General features: G+C 53.3%; 19 protein-coding genes and 2 riboswitches. Of the genes, 8 read left to right on the forward strand and 11 right to left on the reverse strand.

Annotated features, from left to right (window positions below; translation table 11 throughout):
* Positions 1-27: 27 nt before the first annotated feature.
* The 5 genes from asnS to K7397_RS04110 all read left to right on the forward strand — a co-directional run bounded on the left by asnS (position 28) and on the right by K7397_RS04110 (position 4,485).
* The gene (gene asnS / locus K7397_RS04090; protein WP_223066667.1) at positions 28-1,323 is read left to right on the forward strand and encodes an asparagine--tRNA ligase; all 1,296 of its coding nucleotides are present in this window, start codon (positions 28-30) and stop codon (positions 1,321-1,323) included.
* A gap of 32 nt (positions 1,324-1,355) precedes the next feature.
* Positions 1,356-2,060, forward strand: coding sequence for a DnaD domain protein (locus K7397_RS04095; protein ID WP_223066694.1), 705 nt, complete (start codon positions 1,356-1,358; stop codon positions 2,058-2,060).
* Between the two features lie 314 nt (positions 2,061-2,374).
* The gene (locus K7397_RS04100; RefSeq protein WP_223066668.1) at positions 2,375-2,974 is read left to right on the forward strand and encodes a nitroreductase family protein; all 600 of its coding nucleotides are present in this window, start codon (positions 2,375-2,377) and stop codon (positions 2,972-2,974) included.
* Between the two features lie 172 nt (positions 2,975-3,146).
* Positions 3,147-3,494 (forward strand): ArsR/SmtB family transcription factor, encoded by a 348-nt coding sequence (locus K7397_RS04105; protein ID WP_223066695.1) that lies wholly within the window; start codon positions 3,147-3,149, stop codon positions 3,492-3,494.
* On the forward strand, positions 3,478-4,485 hold the full coding sequence (locus K7397_RS04110; protein ID WP_237690653.1) for an NAD-dependent epimerase/dehydratase family protein: 1,008 nt from the start codon (positions 3,478-3,480) through the stop codon (positions 4,483-4,485). Before K7397_RS04105 ends, K7397_RS04110 begins: the two co-directional genes overlap by 17 nt.
* 132 nt (positions 4,486-4,617) lie before the next feature.
* On the opposite strand, the gene gcvPB is transcribed toward K7397_RS04110, so the two are convergent.
* The 3 genes from gcvPB to gcvT are packed head-to-tail and all read right to left on the reverse strand — an operon-like array spanning position 4,618 to position 8,581.
* Positions 4,618-6,108 carry an aminomethyl-transferring glycine dehydrogenase subunit GcvPB gene (gcvPB, locus tag K7397_RS04115; protein ID WP_420488747.1) on the reverse strand — a complete coding sequence of 497 codons (1,491 nt, stop codon included), beginning with the start codon at positions 6,106-6,108 and terminating at the stop codon, positions 4,618-4,620.
* On the reverse strand, positions 6,105-7,457 hold the full coding sequence (gene gcvPA / locus K7397_RS04120; RefSeq protein ID WP_223066669.1) for an aminomethyl-transferring glycine dehydrogenase subunit GcvPA: 1,353 nt from the start codon (positions 7,455-7,457) through the stop codon (positions 6,105-6,107). The genes gcvPB and gcvPA overlap by 4 nt, the downstream gene beginning before the upstream one ends.
* A gap of 2 nt (positions 7,458-7,459) precedes the next feature.
* Positions 7,460-8,581 carry a glycine cleavage system aminomethyltransferase GcvT gene (gene gcvT, locus K7397_RS04125; protein ID WP_223066670.1) on the reverse strand — a complete coding sequence of 374 codons (1,122 nt, stop codon included), beginning with the start codon at positions 8,579-8,581 and terminating at the stop codon, positions 7,460-7,462.
* Positions 8,582-8,719: 138 nt separating this feature from the next.
* Positions 8,720-8,830, reverse strand: a riboswitch (glycine riboswitch).
* Positions 8,831-8,833: 3 nt separating this feature from the next.
* Positions 8,834-8,942, reverse strand: a riboswitch (glycine riboswitch).
* A gap of 253 nt (positions 8,943-9,195) precedes the next feature.
* Between gcvT and gcvH the strand changes: the two genes are divergently transcribed.
* On the forward strand, positions 9,196-9,591 hold the full coding sequence (gcvH, locus tag K7397_RS04130) for a glycine cleavage system protein GcvH (RefSeq protein WP_223066671.1): 396 nt from the start codon (positions 9,196-9,198) through the stop codon (positions 9,589-9,591).
* Positions 9,592-9,659: 68 nt separating this feature from the next.
* On the opposite strand, the gene mtnB is transcribed toward gcvH, so the two are convergent.
* The 7 genes from mtnB to K7397_RS04165 all read right to left on the reverse strand — a co-directional run bounded on the left by mtnB (position 9,660) and on the right by K7397_RS04165 (position 17,038).
* Positions 9,660-10,301, reverse strand: coding sequence for a methylthioribulose 1-phosphate dehydratase (mtnB, locus tag K7397_RS04135; RefSeq protein ID WP_223066698.1), 642 nt, complete (start codon positions 10,299-10,301; stop codon positions 9,660-9,662).
* Positions 10,301-10,978, reverse strand: a complete 678-nt coding sequence (locus tag K7397_RS04140; RefSeq protein ID WP_223066672.1) for a 2-hydroxy-3-keto-5-methylthiopentenyl-1-phosphate phosphatase — start codon at positions 10,976-10,978, stop codon at positions 10,301-10,303. The genes mtnB and K7397_RS04140 overlap by 1 nt, the downstream gene beginning before the upstream one ends.
* Entirely contained in the window at positions 10,975-12,195 is a 1,221-nt protein-coding gene (locus K7397_RS04145; protein WP_223066673.1) for a 2,3-diketo-5-methylthiopentyl-1-phosphate enolase, read from the reverse strand. Before K7397_RS04145 ends, K7397_RS04140 begins: the two co-directional genes overlap by 4 nt.
* On the reverse strand, positions 12,192-13,052 hold the full coding sequence (gene proC / locus K7397_RS04150) for a pyrroline-5-carboxylate reductase (RefSeq protein WP_223066674.1): 861 nt from the start codon (positions 13,050-13,052) through the stop codon (positions 12,192-12,194). The genes K7397_RS04145 and proC overlap by 4 nt, the downstream gene beginning before the upstream one ends.
* 47 nt (positions 13,053-13,099) lie before the next feature.
* Complete coding sequence (locus tag K7397_RS04155; protein WP_223066675.1) at positions 13,100-14,350, reverse strand: glutamate-5-semialdehyde dehydrogenase; 1,251 nt, start codon at positions 14,348-14,350, stop codon at positions 13,100-13,102.
* 39 nt (positions 14,351-14,389) lie between these two features.
* Positions 14,390-15,493, reverse strand: coding sequence for a glutamate 5-kinase (gene proB / locus K7397_RS04160; RefSeq protein ID WP_223066676.1), 1,104 nt, complete (start codon positions 15,491-15,493; stop codon positions 14,390-14,392).
* Positions 15,494-15,826: 333 nt separating this feature from the next.
* Positions 15,827-17,038, reverse strand: a complete 1,212-nt coding sequence (locus tag K7397_RS04165) for a pyridoxal phosphate-dependent aminotransferase (RefSeq protein WP_337926669.1) — start codon at positions 17,036-17,038, stop codon at positions 15,827-15,829.
* A gap of 137 nt (positions 17,039-17,175) precedes the next feature.
* Between K7397_RS04165 and K7397_RS04170 the strand changes: the two genes are divergently transcribed.
* The gene (locus K7397_RS04170) at positions 17,176-17,988 is read left to right on the forward strand and encodes a carbon-nitrogen family hydrolase (RefSeq protein ID WP_223066678.1); all 813 of its coding nucleotides are present in this window, start codon (positions 17,176-17,178) and stop codon (positions 17,986-17,988) included.
* Between the two features lie 5 nt (positions 17,989-17,993).
* On the opposite strand, the gene K7397_RS04175 is transcribed toward K7397_RS04170, so the two are convergent.
* On the reverse strand, positions 17,994-18,911 hold the full coding sequence (locus tag K7397_RS04175) for a LysR family transcriptional regulator (protein ID WP_223066679.1): 918 nt from the start codon (positions 18,909-18,911) through the stop codon (positions 17,994-17,996).
* A 216-nt stretch (positions 18,912-19,127) separates the two neighbouring features.
* Between K7397_RS04175 and lepB the strand changes: the two genes are divergently transcribed.
* Positions 19,128-19,685: a signal peptidase I gene (gene lepB / locus K7397_RS04180; RefSeq protein ID WP_223066680.1), complete on the forward strand. Its 558-nt coding sequence runs from the start codon at positions 19,128-19,130 to the stop codon at positions 19,683-19,685.
* The last annotated feature ends 184 nt before the right edge of the window (positions 19,686-19,869 follow it).

Consider the following 19,869-nt stretch of genomic DNA (forward strand, 5'->3'; position numbering starts at 1 on the left):
TGAACTTATGTTAGAGGAGAGAGTAATGTGGCGATCAAAACCGTAATCCGGCAGGTTAGCGATCATGTCGGGGAAACCGTTGTTATCGGCAGCTGGATTCATAACAAACGTTCCAGCGGTAAAATCCAGTTTCTGCAGCTACGGGACGGCACAGGATATATTCAGGGAGTTGTTGTAAAAAACGAGGTGTCCGAGGAAATCTGGAATCTGGCCAAAAGCTTGACTCAGGAAAGCTCTGTTTATGTCACTGGGATCATTCGCGAGGAACCGAGAAGCAAATCGGGCTATGAAATGACCGTTACCGGTATCGAAGTGATTCAACTGACCGAGAACTATCCGATCACACCGAAGGAGCACGGCGTTGATTTTCTGATGGACCATCGCCATCTGTGGCTTCGTTCGACGAAACAACGCGCCATTCTTGTGATCCGGGCGGAAATTATCCGGGCGGTACAGGAGTTTTTTGATACGAACGGATTTACGCTTGTAGATCCTCCTATTTTGACGCCAACGTCGGCAGAAGGCACGACCAACCTGTTCCATACGAAGTATTTCGAGGAAGACGCTTATTTGACGCAGAGCGGCCAGCTTTATATGGAAGCTGCGGCTATGGCCTTAGGCAAAGTTTATTCTTTCGGACCTACATTCCGCGCTGAGAAATCCAAAACCCGCCGCCATCTGATCGAGTTCTGGATGATCGAGCCCGAGATGGCGTTTACGGACCATGAGGAAAGCCTGCGCGTGCAGGAAAACTTCATTGCGCACGTCGTTCAATCCGTTGTGAAGAATTGCCGCGAAGAGCTTGAAACGATCGGACGCGACGTGTCCAAGCTGGAGGGAATCAAGGCGCCGTTCCCGCGAATTACTTACGACGACGCGATCGAGTTTTTGCATAAACAAGGCTTCGATATTCCGTGGGGTGAGGATTTTGGCGCGCCTCATGAAACGGCGATTGCCGAGGAATACGACAAGCCGGTATTCATTACGCACTACCCTGCAGGGATTAAGGCGTTCTATATGAAGCCTGATCCGGCTCGTCCTGAAGTTGTGCTGTGCGCGGACATGATTGCGCCGGAAGGTTATGGCGAGATTATTGGGGGCTCTCAGCGGATCGACGATCCTGAACTGATGGCACAGCGTTTCAGCGAGCATCATCTGTCCGAAGAAACGTACCAATGGTACCTCGATTTGCGGAAATACGGCACGGTTCCGCATTCCGGTTTTGGACTGGGGCTGGAACGTACGGTTGCCTGGATCTGCGGGCTGGATCATGTACGCGAGACGATTCCGTTCCCGCGTACACTATATCGTCTCTATCCGTAATTTGGAGGTAAGAGGGGAAGATTAAAGTGGCCATGAATGAAGGCTGGAAAGTATGGGCAAACGGTATTGCTTACGGGATGGAAACGGGAAGCATAAACGTTCCGAACGCTCTGCTTACCTATTACCGCCGATTAAAGCTTAGCGACACGGAAGCCATGCTGCTGATTCACCTTCTGGGCTTCCGGCAGAACGGAGGAAGCGAATTCCCTTCGCTCGGCGAAATTGAGCAGCGAATGAGCGCCGCGCCCGGAACCGTTGCTTCGGCTGTTCGCCGTCTGGTCAAGGATGGCTGGCTTACTATTGATCCGGTAACCGATGAGACAACAGGAATTCAATCCGAGCATTATCATTTGAACGGCATGTACAAGAAGCTTAGTTTATGTCTGGCGGAGAGCTTTGCAGCGGAACGCAAGGAAAGCCGGTCAGGCAGACAGAACATGGCGGGAGAAGATTTCGAAGAAATCGATCCCGCTCAGCGAAATCTGTTCGTAACTTTTGAACAGGAATTTGCCCGCCCTTTGTCGCCGATGGAATGTGAGACCATATCCGGCTGGATTGACCAGGACGGTTATCCTGAGGAACTGATCAGGCTTGCGTTAAAGGAAGCTGTTTTTGCCGGGAAGATCCATTTCCGGTATATCGACCGTATTTTGCTGGAATGGAGCAGAAACAGAGTTCGTACAGCCGACGAGGCGAAGGCCTATACGCAGCGTTTCCGGGGGACAGGCAGCAAGTGATCCATAAAGACATTCAAAGGCATCCGATTTTATCGGATGTCTTTTTTTTAGTTATTTTCCAAGAAATAATGTCGGGATAGAATTTTTTATGATATAGGTATTGACATTAATTGATTACTATTATATATTAAATTACGAAAAGTAACTAACAATTAATTTACTATCAATGAACTTTAACTCTGGAACCCAAATATACGGATTACTTCATTCTGTATATTTTGGCAGGTACGGACGCATGCTTTCTTTAGAGAGCAAAGCAGGCAGTATACTTAAGAACTTAAACAATACTTAATTATTCAGGGAGGCTGCTAAACATGAGTACACTTTTTGAAGCATTGAAGAACAGACGGACTTATTACGGAATCAGCAAGGAATCCACGGTTTCCGACGAGCGCATTGTGGAAATCGTCCAAGAGGCTGTGAAACACACGCCTACCGCTTTCAATTCCCAAACAAGCCGTGCCGTAGTGCTGCTGGGAGAAAACCACAATAAATTGTGGGACATTACCAAAGAAGAACTAAGAAAAATTGCAAAAAACGAAGAGGCTTTCGCAGCTACATCTGAAAAAATGGCCTCATTTTATAACGGCTATGGAACCGTTCTGTTCTTTGAAGATGATAATGTAATCAAAGGTTTGCAGGAGCAGTATGCGGCGTATTCCGACAATTTCCCGATTTGGGCGAATCAGTCCAACGGCATGCTGCAGCTCGTGGTCTGGACTGCCCTGGAGCAAGAAGGATTGGGCGCATCCATTCAGCACTACAACCCGCTGATCGACGCTGAAGTTAAGTCCGCGTGGGGCATTCCTTCAAACTGGAAGCTGATTGCCCAAATGCCTTTTGGCAAACCTGCGGCGCAGCCGGGCGACAAACAATTTCAGCCTGTGGAAGAACGCGTTAAAGTTTTTAAGTGATCATGAATGTTAATGGAACTTTTCGGACCGGCCGGAGGGCCGGTCTTTTCATTTTCGGTATATTACTCTCGAAGCTACTCAAATGAAAAGAATAAAATAGCTTGCATAAATGTAAGTCCAGGTTTATTACTTAAATAAGTTTAATCTTTTAAACATATTAGGAGATGAAATGATGGAAGGCTTCCACCATTGTAACAATAAAGAACAGGTAGCTGAAAAATTTAAAGAAGTGAGTGCCGTTTTTCAGGCGCTTGGAGATCCTAATCGTCAAAAAATAATACTGCTTCTTATGCAATTTGACCGGTTGACGGTAAATGGGATTACAGATCACTTGAATGACCTGTCGCGTCCCGCGATTTCACATCATCTCAAAATCATGAGACTGGCAGGCCTTATCGATTTTAAGAAGTTAGGTAAGGAAAAATTTTATTATCTGAGGATTGATAATTCGTTACATCAAGTCAAACAGCTTATTCAGATTATCGAAGAAAGCTGCAGCGATAATGGAGGAAGAAGTTAAAGTGAAGGCGATAGTATTTGGGGGAACTGGCTTCATAGGAAGCCACGTAGTTGAACAACTAAAACTGGCGGATCATGAAGTAACGGTTGCTGTCCGCAAGTCAAGCGACACTCGATTTCTACGAGCTCTTGGAGTTCATGCTCAAGTCGTTAATTTTAACGATCCATCTGAAGTGGCCGAATGCATGAGGGGGAAAGATGTCGTTTATAATTGTACAGCAGGTGCAAAGGTACTGGGAAGAAAAGTAGCAGGTGCCGATGTAGAGATTAAATTAACGAGAGAACTGCTTGAAGCTGCATCAGCGATCGGCGTGTCAAAATTTATTCAGCTAAGTACAATCGTCCTTTATGATTTCAAAAGCAGCGATCCGTTTGATGAATCTTACATCTCAAAGCCCGAGTACCCCATACAGGAGATTGAATTTCAAAGAGAGCAGATTGTTCAGCAATACGGGAAAAGTACGGGCCTGGAAACTATGATCCTTCGCCCGGCGAGCACCATTGGTGCCAGAGACCATTCATCTTTCTTTCTAAAATTGTATGAGGCGCACAAAAAAGGAAGGTACCCTATTCTTGGAAATGGGAATGCCCGTGTTTCCTTGGTTGATACGCGAGATATAGGACGGGCTATGACTTGGTTAGGGACTCATCAAAAATCCCCTGAAGATACTGGTATTTATAACTTAAAGGGATTTGATACAACTTGGGGAGATTTAAAAGAAATGATCGACGTTTCGGTGGGCTCGTTTTCAAGAACAATTAAGATTCCAAGGCCTATTGCTTGGGCGATTGGTGGACTTGCTGAGTATATGACTCCGGCCACCAAGGAGCCTCCTTTATCCAGATTTGCCGTCCAAATGCTTACAGTAAACCGGTTATGGGATGATAAGAAGATCAGGAGCTTGGGCTTTACAACGAAGTATGGTTTAAAAGATGCAGTGGGGGAAGCCATTCATGATTTCAGATCCAGACAAACAGCGTTGAATCACTGAGAAGAATAAGAATTTGAGAGACCAGTAAGAACAAGCCCCGGGTCGTCAGCAGGCTTCAACCTTCCAACGGACCCGGGGCTTGTTATCGTTTAATCAGCGGAAAGCATTTCTTTCAGAATCGAGGGAAACGGTTTAGCTGCAGGCGCAGTTCAGCACCGGTTTGCGGGCCGCGCCGGTTTCATCCAGACGGGTCACAGGTGTGGTATAGGGCGCATTCAGCAGCAGCTCAGGGTTCTCCCTGGCTTCACTCGCAATTTGAATCATGGCTTCGATGAAGCCGTCAAGGGTTTCTTTGCTTTCGGTTTCCGTTGGCTCAATCATAATGCATTCTTCCACATTAAGCGGAAAATAAATGGTCGGCGGATGGTAGCCGAAATCGAGCAGCCGTTTGGCCACATCGAGCGTATGGATGCCGTACGGCTTCAAACCGCTGCCGGACATGACAAACTCGTGCTTGCAGATCCGGTCATACGGCATCTGGTAATAAGGAGCAAGACGGGCCCGCAAATAGTTGGCGTTAAGCACCGCATATTCGGATACCCGGCGCAGGCCCTCAGGTCCGTAAGTACGGATATAGGCATAAGCGCGAACCAGAATACCGAAGTTGCCGTAGTAGGCTTTCACGCGGCCGATTGAGGAATCGCTTTTCTCGCTGAACGCAAACGTGCCGTCATCCTTTTGGATGACAACCGGATTCGGCAGGTAAGGGATGAGCAGGCTTTTGACGCCAACAGGACCGGCTCCGGGTCCGCCGCCCCCGTGAGGCGTGCTCATCGTTTTGTGCAGGTTCAGGTGAACGACGTCAAAGCCCATGTCCCCCGGGCGGGTAATGCCCATGATCGCGTTGGAGTTGGCCCCGTCGTAATAGAGAAGTCCGCCCGCCTCATGCACGATTTCGGCAATTTCTACGATGTGCTCTTCAAACAAGCCTAGCGTGTTCGGGTTGGTGAGCATCAGGGCTGCCGTGTCGTCGTCAACGGCCGCGCGAAGCGCGTCCAGATCGACAAGACCTTTGTCCGTCGAAGGAATCGTCACCGTCTGGAACCCGGCAACCGATGCGCTCGCCGGGTTCGTGCCGTGCGAGGAGTCGGGGACTATGACCTTGGTCCGCTCATGCTGGCCGTTCGCTTCATGGTAGGCGCGAATCATCATGAGCCCTGTCCATTCGCCGTGGGCGCCTGCCGCAGGCTGCAGCGTGACCGCATCCATGCCGGTCAGTCCGGCCAGATCCTTTTGCAAGGTATACATCAGTTCAAGCGCGCCCTGAATGCTTTCTTCAGGCTGGTAAGGATGAATTTTGGCGAAGCCGGCGTAGCGGGCTACATCCTCGTTGATTTTCGGATTGTATTTCATCGTACAGGAACCGAGCGGGTAAAAGCCGTTATCCACGCCGAAATTGCGCCGGGACAGCTCGGTGTAATGGCGGATGACGTCGACTTCGTATACTTCGGGAAGAGCGGCCTCCTGCTTGCGCAGCATGCCTTCCGGAATCAGCTCATGGATCTTCTGAACCGGTACGTCCATCTCAGGCAGGGAGTAAGCGGTGCGTCCCGGACGGCTAAGTTCAAAAATCAGCGCTTTGTCATGCTTCTCATTACGGTTTATGGTTTCGCTCATACTCATAGCAATCCCTCCAGGATGACCGCGAACCGGTCGATTTCTTCTTTGCTGCGGCGCTCCGTCACGGCAATCAGCAGATGTCCCGCAAGCTCGGGATAACTTCTTCCGAGATCATAGCCGCCGATATAACCTTCTTCCAGCAGCTTGCTCTGGATCCGGGACATATTCGCACCTTCAGGCAGCCTGATGACAAATTCGTTAAACGTCGGAGATGTAAAAGGAACGGTCACTCCGCTGACGCCAGCCAGCTTTTGTTTGGCATAGTGGCTTTTTTGCAGGTTGAGTTCGGCGACTTCAACAAGGCCGCGTCTGCCCATGACAGACAGATAAACGGATGCGCAGAGGGCGAGCAGTGCCTGGTTGGAGCAAATGTTGGACGTTGCCTTCTCGCGTCGGATATGCTGCTCGCGGGCTTGCAGCGTAAGCACAAAGCCCCTTTTGCCATTGCGGTCCTTCGTTTGGCCGACGATGCGTCCCGGCATCCGCCGCATATGGGCTTCCGAAACCGCAAAGAAACCGCAGGTCGGGCCGCCGAAGGAGCCGGAGATGCCGAGCGGCTGGGCGTCGCCGACAACGATATCCGCGCCCTGCTTGCCGGGAGCCTCGATCAGACCGAGCGCCAGCGGGTTGGTGCTGACGATCAGGAGGCCCTTCCCGGCGTGGATCAGCTCGCCGATCGCCGGAATATTTTCAATGGCGCCAAAGAAGTTTGGGCTTTGCACGAGTACGGCTGCGGTATCCGGGGTTACGGCTGCGGCCAGCGCCTCGGGATCGGTGACGCCGTTTCGGGTTTCCACTTCCACCACATCCAGGTTAAGTCCGTGCGCATAAGTGTGCAGAACGCTTCTCGCTTCTGGATGAACGGCGCGGGAGACGACGATCCGTTTGCGGCGCGTTGCCGCAGCGGCCAAATTGGCGGCTTCCGCCAGCGCGGTCGCTCCGTCGTACATGCTGGCGTTCGCTACGGCCATGCCGGTCAGTTCGCAGATATAGGACTGAAACTCGAAAATGGCCTGCAGCTCGCCCTGGCTGACTTCAGGCTGATAAGGCGTATAAGCCGTATAAAATTCGGAGCGGGAAACGACGTGATTAATGACGGAAGGGACATGATGATCGTAAATCCCTGCGCCAAGAAAGCTGACAAAACGATCGGTATCCGCATTTTGTCCGGCCAGGGCGCCCATATGGCGCGTAAGGGCATATTCGTCAAGGGCGGGCGAAACCGGAAGCTCTCCTTGAAAACGGATGGCGGCAGGAATATCCTTGAACAAATCTTCAACCGATTCGACACCGACAGCGGCGAGCATTTCGGCTTTCGTCTGCTCGGTCATGGGCAAATAACGGTGCTTCATGTTTACTCAGCTCCTTTGGCAGACTTGGGTGTATTTTTATAGAATGGAGCCTTCACGACTTCGGCCTTGAGCCGTTTGCCGCGAATCTCAACTTCGACCTTGGTTCCGATCGCAGCGTATTTGCTGTCCACGAGCGCAAGCCCCAGATTCCGCTTGAGCGTAGGCGACTGGGTGCCGGTGGTCACTTCGCCGATCTGGACTCCATCAGCAAATACGGGATAATGGCTCCGCGGAATTCCGCGGTCAATCATTTCAATGCCGACAAGCTTACGCTTTGGACCGGCCAGTTTCTGGCGCTCCAGGGCGCTCCGTCCGATAAAGTCCCCTTTGTTCCATTTCACAAAGTAACCGACGCCGGCTTCCAAAGGAGAAATCGTCGCCGAAAGCTCCTGGCCATACAAAGGCAGCTTCGCTTCAAAGCGCAGTGTATCGCGCGCTCCAAGCCCAGCCGGCACTAGTCCGTGCGCCGCTCCGACCGAAAACAGCCCTCTCCAGATCGTCCCAGCATTGTCCGCCAGGGCGTAAATTTCAAATCCGTCTTCGCCGGTATAGCCGGTACGGGAAACGATGACTTTACCGCCAAAGAGTTCGACGTTCATAAGAAACGTAAAAGGGGAGGCCGGGATCGCGGCAGCTCCCGCAGCATCCATAAGGATTTGCGCTGCCAAAGGACCTTGCAAGGCAATCAGGGCGGTGCTTGCCGAGACATCGGTCATCTGGACGTTTTCTGCCTGGTGTTCGCGGAGCCAGTCCCAATCCTTCGAGATATTGGACGCGTTGACGACAAGCATGTATTTGTTGTCAGCCAGGCAGTAGACGAGCAGGTCATCCACGACGCCGCCGTCCGGATAGCACATCAGCGTATATTGGACGTCGCCCGGCTTTAGGACCGATACATCATTGGTCAGCATGTGCTGAAGGAAAGCGAGCGCGCCCACACCTTCCACAATGAACTCTCCCATATGGGATACATCAAACAAACCGGCACGCGTGCGCACGGCTTCATGCTCTTTCTGGATGCCTTCGAACTGAACAGGCAGTTCCCATCCGCCGAAATCAATGCATCTTGCCCCTGGAAAATCGGAATAGCAGGGAAACAGCGGTGTCCTAAGCAGATCTGTCATTTTTATCACCTCGTGAATGATTGGCTGGAATTTGTTTGTACCTGGGCTTTAAATAACGCTTTGCGGGCAGCACAAAAAGGACAGGCCCAGGAACCCGCTGGCTGACGAAAAATATCGCCAAGCCCGGATTCCTGAAGGCTCTGTCCTTGGTACCTGAGAGTTACCCTACACGATCGACACCCGGATTGGGTGTTCATAGGTTTCCCCTTGGGTGATTCGGCCCTTGCCGGGACCAAATGCTCTCCAGAGATGCGTCCGGTAAAAGTCCTTTTGCCTGAGAGATTCACTCCGGGTCCGTGACCGGAACTTGCTCCTTCGGCGTTACCGCTCAAGCAGCGATAAGCTCTCCCTTTACGTTCAACCGCTTTTTCTTCATACTCTCATTAAAACGGGAAACCGCACGAGATGTCAATAAAATTATCATTAAATTTGAAATTTATGAGGCAAAGGCGGGCAATCTGGCAAGGGTTGGCGGCTGTTATCAGGACAGGCGTAAAAAATGTAAGATATATTGACATTTGCAAGCGAAATGAATAACCTAGATTTGTAAATCCGTGTCTGGCGCCAAGCATCAGGCAAAATCTGGTCATGAGGAATGGAGCGTAAATAGAGCGATGAGCGAAATTAAACAAGGACTATGGTACAGCGAAGAACATGAATGGGTGCAGGATATGGGTGACGGAACCGTGCTCGTTGGCATCACCGATTTTGCCCAGGACCGGCTCGGCGATATTGTGTTTGTGGAGCTTCCGGACTTGGGGACCGAAGTGGATGCGGAAGACGGGATCGGGACGATTGAATCCGTCAAGACGGTATCCGATCTGTTCTCACCGGTTAGCGGAAGCGTTGTGGAAGTGAACGACAAGCTTCAGGATGCGCCTGAACTGGTGAACGAGGACCCGTACGGCGGCGGCTGGATGGTCAAGATCAAGCTGTCCGGCAGCGGGGAGGAAGCTTTCGCGAAGCTTCTGGATGCCGAGGCGTACGGCAAGCATATCGACGAAAATTAAAATAAAAACTCCAGCTCCGCAACAAGCGCCGGGAGTCTGGAGTTTTTTTTCTACGATTGACAGATTGGCTAAGGCAGCAGCAAGCTGTGATAAATATGCTCAAAAATAAACTCGAACGCCTCCAGATGCCGCTTGGCTTCGAACACGTTGTTGCCCCAGGCATAGATGCCGTGATTGCGCAGCAGGATGCCGGGGATATCGCCTTTGAGCGCGTCTGGAACAAGCTCTGCGATCTTTGAAATGTTCGCGTAGTTGGGGAGGACGGGAACCTCGATCTTTGCATTTTCCTCCCAGATGCCGAGACCCTTGATGAGCTCGATTCCTTGCGCGGGAACGGCTCCTTTGTCGCCGTAGCGTTCGCTGATTATGCTGTTGAAGATGGTATGGATATGAAAAATGGCGCCGCAGCCCGTTAGACGGTAAATCTCCGCATGAATGAGCGTTTCGGCGCTCGGCTTAAGCCCCGTCGTCTCGCAAGGCTTGCCCTGCTGATCTACGAACAGAAAATCCTCGGGCGTACTGACGGACTTGTCTTTTCCGCTGGCCGTGACGGCGAAATAAAAGGCCTCTTCCGCAAAGCCGCCGACTCTGACCGAAAGATTGCCGCTGGTGCCTGGAAACCAGCCTCTGGATGCGAACAGCTCCTTGACGGTGCGGAGCTCATCCAGGGCCTTAAGTTTTTCCTCAAGGGGAATCAGATGGAAGCTCATCATTCACGATCCTTTCTTTCTCTTGACTTCATGTCGTTCATTATATCGTAAAAGGTTTCAAACGGCGTGTAAGGAACGCCGAGCTCGCGGCATTGCTCGGTCAGTCGCGCCCTTGCATATACGCGGTCGGCCAGCTTTGCGCCTTCGAAATCGGTCAGGCTGTCGCCGATCAATATGCGTTCATAACGCTCCTTAGGGTATCGCCGCATTACGGTTGTTTTGCACATGCCGCAGCCATTCCCGCACTCATCGTCACAGGGATGGGGCCATACGATGCGGATCGTCTCTCCGCCAAAATCGGAGGCGTTGCAATAAATATGCTCCGGCTCAATCTGAAAGGGAGCCAGCAGCGGCCCCAGAAAGAAATCGATCCCTCCGCTGGTCACATTGAATTCAATGCGCTGCTCCCGCACATACTGCAGAAACTCCTTGAATCCTGCTCGAATCCCTGCTTGTCCCAGCACAAAATCCGTAATTTCCTGTTTCATGGCGGATGGAAGAAGCGCGAACATTCGGCCAACACCTTCCCGGATGGAGAGCTCCTGGCGGACTGTCGCATCCATAATCGGTTCATAGCCTTCCGGCCTGAAGTGCTTCATAATCGCCACAATGTTGTCGCTGTTCGTAATCGTCCCGTCAAAATCGCAGAAAATGACGGGTTCCTTCTTGCCGGTCATTTGCTTCCTCCCCAAAGGTCAAGTGCCGCTTTCAGCTCCGGCAGCCGGAGCGCCGCTTCCTCAAGCGCCACGTTGTTCATGGCGGCGTCAATGGCCTGCAGGAAAGCTTGCCCCCCGGCCTGCGCGCCGCCGGGATGCCCGTGAATGCCGCCGCCTGCATTGACGACGACATCGGTTCCAAAATCGCCCAGAATGCGCGGGACAAGCCCCGGATGGATGCCCGCCGACGGAACCGGGAAGCTGGGTTTCAGCGGCAGATCCTCGCGAACCAGCTCATCCCGGATCGCCAGATTTTCTTCCCTCGGCATAACGACGGAACCGTAAGGCGAAGGGAAGAGCACAAGGTCGGCGCCGGCGACTCTCAGCAGCTTGCCCAGCAGCAGGGCAGGGGCGATTCCGTAATGCTTGGACGGATAAATGGCGCCGGCGAGGGAAGGATGAGCGACGATCGGGACATGGATGTCCGGGTCTGCGCTCAGCTCCTGCAGCGCGTCAAAGCCATAGGCCAGCGTGCTGAACAGAAGGGCGGTCGCTCCGGCGTTTATGGCCCTCAGCGCCTGGCTGCGGAGTTCGGAAGTTTTGCCGGTCAAGTTGACGGCGTACAGCAGTTTTTTGCCCGTGATCGCTTGCGCCTTTTCGGCCGCCTTCAGGCAAGCCTCAGCCCGTCGTTCAATCGGGGTCAGCTCGTTCTCAAACAAAATTTCATCGTCCTTGACCAAATCGACGCCGCCCAGCGCCTGGGCCATAAACTGCTTCTTCAGACCGTCCAGATCGTAGCCGACAACCGATTTGAAGATGCTCATGAGCAAAGGGCGGTTGTGGTTGTCCAGCAAGCTCCGAATGCCCGGAATCCCGAATTTTGGACCCGGAAAAGCGGAAAGAAACGATTCGGAAAGGCCAAGATTCAGCAGCCGGATTTTGCCGTCCATGGAGATTTTGCCAAAGGCGGTGATCAGCAGCGCCGGGATGTCTTTGGTGTAGTTAATGTCGGGATAGGCGATCACCACATCGGCGTAGCGTTCACCCGGGGCTGCGCCTTCCGGTTCATGGACCTTAACGCTTTCCACATGTCCCAAATGCTTTCGCATTTGTTCCTGTTGAAGCTGAGGAAGCTCGGTCCAACTGCCTACGGTCATGCCGACGGCAATCGATTTGGCTTTCTTGTCAAAGTCCGCTTTATCGTCATAAATCCGGTAAGTGGCTGTGCAGAAGCTCACGACAATTCCTCCTCAATCGCGGCCCCCATTTCGCGGGATCGCTCCGCGGCGCGATGAACGGCTCTCTTCACCGCTTCGGGGAAGCCCTGCTGCGCGAGCACTTCCAGCGCGGCCTGAGTCGTACCACCCGGCGAGGTAATCGCCCGGCGCAGCTCGGCAGGCTCTTCGCCTGTCTCCCTCATCATGGAGGCGGCTCCAAGCACGGTTTGAACCGTAAGCTCCCTGGACTGCTCCGGCGTAAGCCCGCCTTCAATGCCCGCCGCGATCATTGCCTCCATCATGAAGTACACATAGGCCGGACCGCTGCCGGAAACGCCCGTCAGGATATCCATCTGTTCTTCAGGAATGACGCTAACGGTGCCGACCGCTTCAAAGATGGACAGCGTACGGTGCCGCAAGTCGTCCGTCACTTCCTCCGAAAACGAAATACCGGTCGCGCCAAGCCCGATCGTGCTGGACGTGTTCGGCATCGTCCTTGCGACCGGCAGCTTTTGTCCCAGCAAGGTTTGAATCGTGCGGATCGAGAGGCCGGCGACAACGGATACGATAAGCTGGCCATCATGCAGCAGCGGCCCCAAAAGTTTAATGGCTGCGCCGGCATCCTTCGGCTTCATGGCGAGGACGATGATTTCGGCCTCTGCGAGCAGCTTTTCCTTGTCGGCAGGCTCGTTCGCGGTGTGAACGCCGTAGCGGTCAGACAGCGCCTGCAGCCGTTCCCGGTTGCTGCGGTTCAGCATGGCGATGGTCCCCGGTTTGGATGTTCCGGTTGAAATCAGACCGCGAACGATAGCTTCCGCCATGGAGCCTGCGCCGTGAAAAACGATGGCCGGGGAAGTGGATTGCTCCGGTATGGACATTTGAATTACCTCCTGCAAATGGAATAGATATGGACTATGAACTTAAGCTACTCTCGAATTTGTCCCGATCCGGTAATCTTGTATTTTGTGGACGTCAGCGCGGGAAGTCCCATCGGGCCTCTGGCATGCAGCTTTTGCGTACTGATGCCGATCTCGGCGCCAAAACCGAACTCAAACCCATCGGTAAAGCGGGTTGAAGCGTTGTGATAAACGGCTGCGGCATCCACCTCCAGAAGAAAGCGATCGGCATTCGAGGCCGACTCGGTCACGATGCATTCCGAATGTTTGGTGCCGAATTTGGCAATATGGCTAATCGCTTCCTGCAGACCGTCAACCACTTTCACATTCAGGATATAGTCATTATACTCCGTTGCGTAATCCTGCTCGGTAGCCGCTTTGATGTCCGGCAGCAGCTTGCGCGTGCGCTCGCAGCCTCTCAGCTCTACGCCAGCCTGGCTGAATGACTCGCCGAGTTCAGGCAGGTGGGAGGCAGCGAATTCCACGTTGACAAGCAGCGTCTCCATAGAATTGCATACGGACGGGCGCTGGGCTTTGGCGTTGATCGCGATCGCCTTGGCCATTTCCGGATCGGCCGTTCTATCCAGATACGTATGGCAAATGCCGGCACCGGTCTCAATGACAGGGACCGTAGCGTTCTGAACGACATGCTGAATGAGGGAGCTGCCGCCACGCGGAATAATCACGTCCAGCAGACCGTTCAGCTTCAGCATTTCATCAACGGAGGAACGATCCGGATCTTCGATCAACTGCAGCGCTTCTTTGGGAACAGCCGTTTTTTCGAGTGCCTGATGGATCAGTTCGACAATTTTGCGGTTGGAGGCGAGGGCGGATGAGCCTCCGCGAAGCACTACAGCATTGCCTGTTTTGAGGCAAAGTCCTGCGGCATCGACGGTTACGTTCGGTCTCGCTTCATAAATAATGCCGATGACTCCAAGCGGAACACGCTGCTTGACAATGTGCAGCCCGTTCGGGCGGTCAATCGTCTCCAGGATCTCGCCGACAGGGTCCGGGAGCTCCACAATTTGCCGCAGACCTTCGGCGATGGCTGCGATCCGCTCCCGGTTCAGCGCAAGCCGGTCCAGCAGCGACGCCGATGTGCCCATCTGTTCGCCGCGGGCCAGATCTTCATGATTGGCTTTGATGATTTCGTCGGCGCCTGTAATAAGCGCATCGGCTGCGGTCAGCAGAGCCTCGTTTTTTTCACTTGTTGTCAGCCTGGCAAGGACCGGGGCCGCAGCTGCGGCAAGCGCCGCTTTTTCTCTTGCTTCACTCGTCATTTCGAGCCTCCATTCTTCATTGGCTTTGATTAGGCCGGTTTATTTTAAAGAAATCCATTCGTCACGGTGAATGACCTCGAGCCGGTGGACGACGTCAATTTGCTTGACGACATCCCCGCTGGACAGCCCCTTGATGGCCTGCAGCTGCTCTGTGTCGTAGTTGGTTATGCCTCTGCCAAGAGTAACGCCGTCCAGATTGAATACTTCGACAACGTCCCCGGTGTGAAAAGAGCCCTGTACGCTCTTGACGCCCACCGGCAGCAGGCTCCTGCCGCCATGGATCAGCGCTTCCTCAGCGCCTGCGTCAACATATAGGCTTCCAAGCGGTGTGGATAAAAATCCGAGCCACTGCTTTTTGCGCGGCAGGGCGGAAAGGGAAGTGCTGAAATAAGTGCCTTTCCCTTCTCCCAAGGCAGCTCCGAGCAAGTCGCCAGTCCCCGGGGCTTTGCCGATAAATACGGATATTCCGCCGCGAGTGGCGATCCGGGCGGCATCCAGCTTGGATCGCATTCCGCCAGTGCCAACTTCAGAGCCTGCGCCGCCGGCTGCAGCATAGAGCTGATCCGTTATTTCATCGACCTGTCGTATCCGCTCGGCGGTTGGATCAATCCTTGGATCTTTCGTATAAAGGCCGTCCATATCCGTCAAAATAAGCAGCTTGTCGGCTTTAATCAGGTTGGCCACCAGCGCCGATAAAGTGTCGTTATCGCCAAATTTCAGCTCGTCAATGGATACGGTATCGTTCTCGTTAATAATCGGAATTACTCCCTGCTTCAGCAGTTCATCGAGCGCCATGCTCGCATTGCCCATCCGTTTCCGGCTGTTGAAGTCCGCTCTGGTGAGCAGCACCTGGGCGGCGCAAATGTCGTGTTCGGCAAAGGCATCCCGGTAGGACTGCATCAGGAGCGCCTGGCCTACTGCGGCCGCTGCCTGCTTCTCGTGCAGCACTTTGGGGCGATGGGTGTAGCCGATCTCACGAAAGCCTGCGGCTACAGCGCCGGAGGTGACAAGGACAGGCTGGCATCCCGCAGCTTTCAAAGCGGCAAGCTCCGAGGCGAAAAAACGGACAGCATCCTGATTCAGTCCGCCCTCGTCTTCCGTCAGAGAGCTGCTGCCAATTTTGACAACGATTCGATGCAACATGGGATTCCTCCTTTCAAACGTATGTATAAACAAACAAAAGCTTCCGCCTTTGCAGGGCTGCAAAGGACGAAAGCTTGACTTCCGCGGTACCACCTTTATTGATGAATGATATCATCCGACTCATGTCCTGGGTAACAGCAGGCGGCTGTCCGGCAATTTGCCGGCCGCTCAGGGGTAGGATTCGGCGAAAGCTCCGGTAAATTCTCGCAGCCAAGATGGAATTTACTCTCTGATAAACGGCGCTGTTCTTCGCTTACTGGTCCCGTCATAGCGTTTAAGCGTATTTATTGCTAGAATAACATGCTCTTTAATACTTTGCAAAGGTGAATCAACTTAGAACAGGCCAAGTTTTCCAATGCGGCGGACCGCTTCCTGCAGCCGGTCCCCCTCGGTGAGGAGGCCTACCCGGACATAGCCCTCGCCGTACCGTCCGAAGCCGATGCCGGGGGCGACAGCGACTTTGCTTTCGCGCAGCAGCGAGTCGGCAAATGAAGCCGAGTCCGTGCCCTTCGGAACGGGCAGCCAGGCGAAGAAGGAGCCGCTTGGCTTGTTGGCGTTCCAGCCGATCTTGTCCAGTTCCGAGAAGAGGGCGTTGCGGCGCGTTTCGTACAGGGCAGCCAAATCGCGGACGTTCTGCTGGTCGCTTGTCAGAGCGACTTTAGCCGCTTCCTGTATGCCGCCAAACAGGCTGACGTAAATGTGATCCTGAAGCAAGTTGATCAGCGAGATGATCTTCTCGTTGCCAAGTGCGAATCCCACCCGCCATCCGGCCATATTGTAGGTTTTGGAAAGCGTATAGTATTCAACGCCTACTTCTTTTGCGCCGGGCGTCTGCAGGAAGCTGATCGGGCGCTTGCCGTCAAAGCCGATGGCGCCATAGGCGAAATCGCTGGCTACGGCAATGCCGTGCTTCGCGGCAAATCGTACCGTTTCTTCATAAAAGGAAGCCGGTGCGGTCGCGCCTGTCGGATTGTTCGGGTAGTTCAGGAACATCAGCTTGGCGCGGCTTTTGTCCTGCTCGGAAATGGCATCATAGTCCGGCAAAAAGCTGTTGGATTCCAGAAGCGGCATGAGCGACATCTCCGCTCCGGCGAGGGCCACGCCCGACCAGTAATCGGGATAACCCGGGTCGGGAACAAGACACAGATCGCCGGGATTCAGCAAAATTTGGCTGATTTGTACGAGTCCTGTTTTGCCGCCAAACAAAATCGCGACTTCCTTCTCGGGATCCAGCGTGACGCCGTAATCCTCCTTGTAACGCTGGCAAATCGCTTCTTTCAGAAACGAATAGCCCGAAAAAGGCGAATATTTATGGTAAAGAGGATTGGCTGCAGCTTCCTGCAGCGATTGTACAATGTGCGGAGGGGTGGGACGGTCCGGGTTGCCCTGGCCGAGATTGATGACATCGTGGCCTGCGGCCACCTCGCGTCCAACCTTCTGGACAAGCCCCGCGAAAAACTGCTTCGGCAATCGCTTCATAACCTCCGCCGGTTCAATGTCAAGTGGCAGATGGATTTCTGCATTCTCTGTATGGTTAGCGCTCACTTTCAACACTCCGGTCTGTTTAAATTGGAATATTGATAATTTAACACGATTTATCCAAGCTGTATACCTTGAATTGACTCGGATACAGCGTCCTATTATCATGAAGACAAATTCAAGCCATGGAAAGGAAGAAAATCATGCAACAAAATCCGGAAACCTGGAATTTGGCTCTTATCCAATCTGATATCGTGCTTGGCGATCCCGCCCGCAACCGGGAACGGCTTGAAGCCGCTATGGAGCGCGCAGCGGGGGCCAAGGCGAAACCTGATGTGATTGTTCTTCCGGAAATGTGGAACACCGGCTATGCGCTTGATCGCATTCAGGAGCTGGCCGACCCGTCAGCAAAGGACTCGAGAGCCTGGATCAGCGCCTTTGCTGCCAAGCACGGCATCCATATCGTGGCAGGCTCGGTCGCCGAGAAAGGCGAGGACGGGCAGGTTCGAAACACGATGCTGATGTTTGACCGCCAGGGCCGTGAGGCCGGCAGCTATTCGAAAATCCATCTCTTCCGGTTGATGCAGGAGGAGAAGCATCTGACGGCAGGCAATCAGGCCGTCACGTTTGAACTGGATGGCGTGCAGTGCGGCGCCTCAATCTGCTACGACATCCGCTTCCCGGAGCTGGCGAGAAGCCTGGCCCTGGCGGGAGCCAAAGTGCTGTTCCTGCCCGCCGAGTGGCCGCATCCGCGCCTGTACCACTGGCGGACGCTGCTTGCCGCAAGGGCGATTGAAAATCAAATGTACGTGGTCGCCTGCAACCGGGTCGGGGAAAGCGGCAGTGACCGTTTCTTCGGACATTCGATGATTATCGACCCCTGGGGCGAAATTGTTGCCGAAGGCGGCGAAGAGGAGACGATTGTCACCGCGCAAATCCAGCTGCCGCTGGTGGACGAAGTGCGCGGCCGCATTCCTGTTTTTGAGGACCGCAGACCGGATGTGTACCGTCTGTAGCCTGCTTATTCGCTATCATCGTTCAACCGCTGGGCAAGCGTATTTTTGAATGTCTGGATAAAAGCCTCGGCAGCCCTGGACAAATAACGCCCCTTGCGGTACGCGATGACCAGCACCCGGCTCGGAACAGGCTCGGCGAGCGGAACGTAGACGGGAATGAGCTCGCTGCGCTTCGCGCGGGCGATAAAGCGCGGGACCAGCGTAATGCCCATTCCGGCTGCCACAAGGGACTGTACGGTTTCGATGTTATTGCTTTCAAACACGACATTTGGCTCAAAACCGGCTTCATGACATAATCCGACAGTCAGTTTGCGAAACCCCTGGCCTTTCTTCAGGACGACAAATGGCTCATGGCGGAGCTCTTCAATGCGGACTCCGTCGGCTTCCGTCCTATTGGCGAGGGGATGATCGGGTGGGACGGCAAGCAGGATCCGCTCTTCGCCAATGACCTCATAGGTAAGAGAAGGCTCCTGAAGCGGAAGGGAAAGCAGGCTGAGATCCGTTCCGCCGCCAGCCGTCAGCTTCTCCAAATTGAGCGAAGTATCTTCCAGCAATGAGATCTGGATGCCGGGGAACGCCTTCTTGAATTCAGGCAGCACGTAGGGAAGCAGGTGCGAGCCGGTAATCGGCATGCTGCCGACAACTACCCGCCCGCTGCGAAGCTGCGAAATGTCGTCCATTTCCTGCCGGAGCTGCTCTACGGCATCCATAATCCGGCGGGCGTGGCCGACAAAGCTTTCGCCGGCATGGGTCAATTCTACGGAGCTCGTGTTGCGATGGAACAACAGCACACCGAGCTCTTTTTCCAGCTTGGAGAGCTGCTGGCTGAGCGAAGGCTGGGCGATGTGCAGCTTGTCTGCCGCTCTTGAGAAGTTGCGCTCTTCGGCAATTTGCAGTGTATATTGAAGTTGTCTGAGTTCCATGGGACCTCCTGATTTTTTTGTAAAAGACTTAATAGAAGCGGATTTTCAGCTCTTATAATTTTATCCTATAAACAGGCTTTTATAAATAGGACGTTGATTTTTCGCTTTCCCTGGAATCCTGAATTTTGGCAGCGGCTTACGTCTGGAGTCGATATTTTCCCTGCTCTATTAGATTGTGATATAATGGCCTCATGAAAAAAATGGAGGTTGTATGTAATGAAGGTGTGGAAGGAAATCCGCGGATGGCTGTTTTCCATTGGAATTGCATTTATACTCAGCTTGTTTATCGGCATCTTTGTTATTCAGCCTTATAAGGTTGACGGGCATTCCATGGATCCGACACTGCATGACAGACAGCGGATTTACGCGGAAAAATGGTCGCATACACTCGGTAACGTACCGGATTACGGGGATATTGTTATTATCGACAGCCGGGTGGACCGGTCCCGGACGTTTATGGACGATATCAAGGAGCACCCGATTATCGCCATGCTTACCGGCGAGTCCAAACAGGAGATTTTTTTTGTGAAGCGATTGATCGGCAAACCGGGAGACAAGATCGAGATCAAGGAAGGCAAAGTATACCGCAACGGCCAGCTTCTGAATGAACCTTACATTAAGGAACAGATGGTCATTGGGCCGGATCAGGTATATAACGTGCCGGCGGATCACGTATTTGTGATGGGCGATAACCGCAACAACAGCAAGGACAGCCGGATGATCGGCTATATCCCGCTCGATCATGTGATGGGGATTAAGGGCTTCTTCAAATAGAAGGATGCCAGTTGATGAAGGAGCCGTCCTGTCTTTATCAGGGCGACTCCTTTTTTAGTACGCCCAGCATGGGCGTCATCTACACGGTGAAAGTCCGGAATGGGGGCTGGCGAGCGCCTACCATTAGCCAAGGGTAAGGGTGTCCCATCGTGAGGTGGAATCTGAAGGAAGCCGGAGGCAAAAG

The organism is Paenibacillus caui (assembly GCF_019904135.1).
Taxonomy (GTDB): Bacteria; Bacillota; Bacilli; order Paenibacillales; family Paenibacillaceae; genus Fontibacillus; species Fontibacillus caui.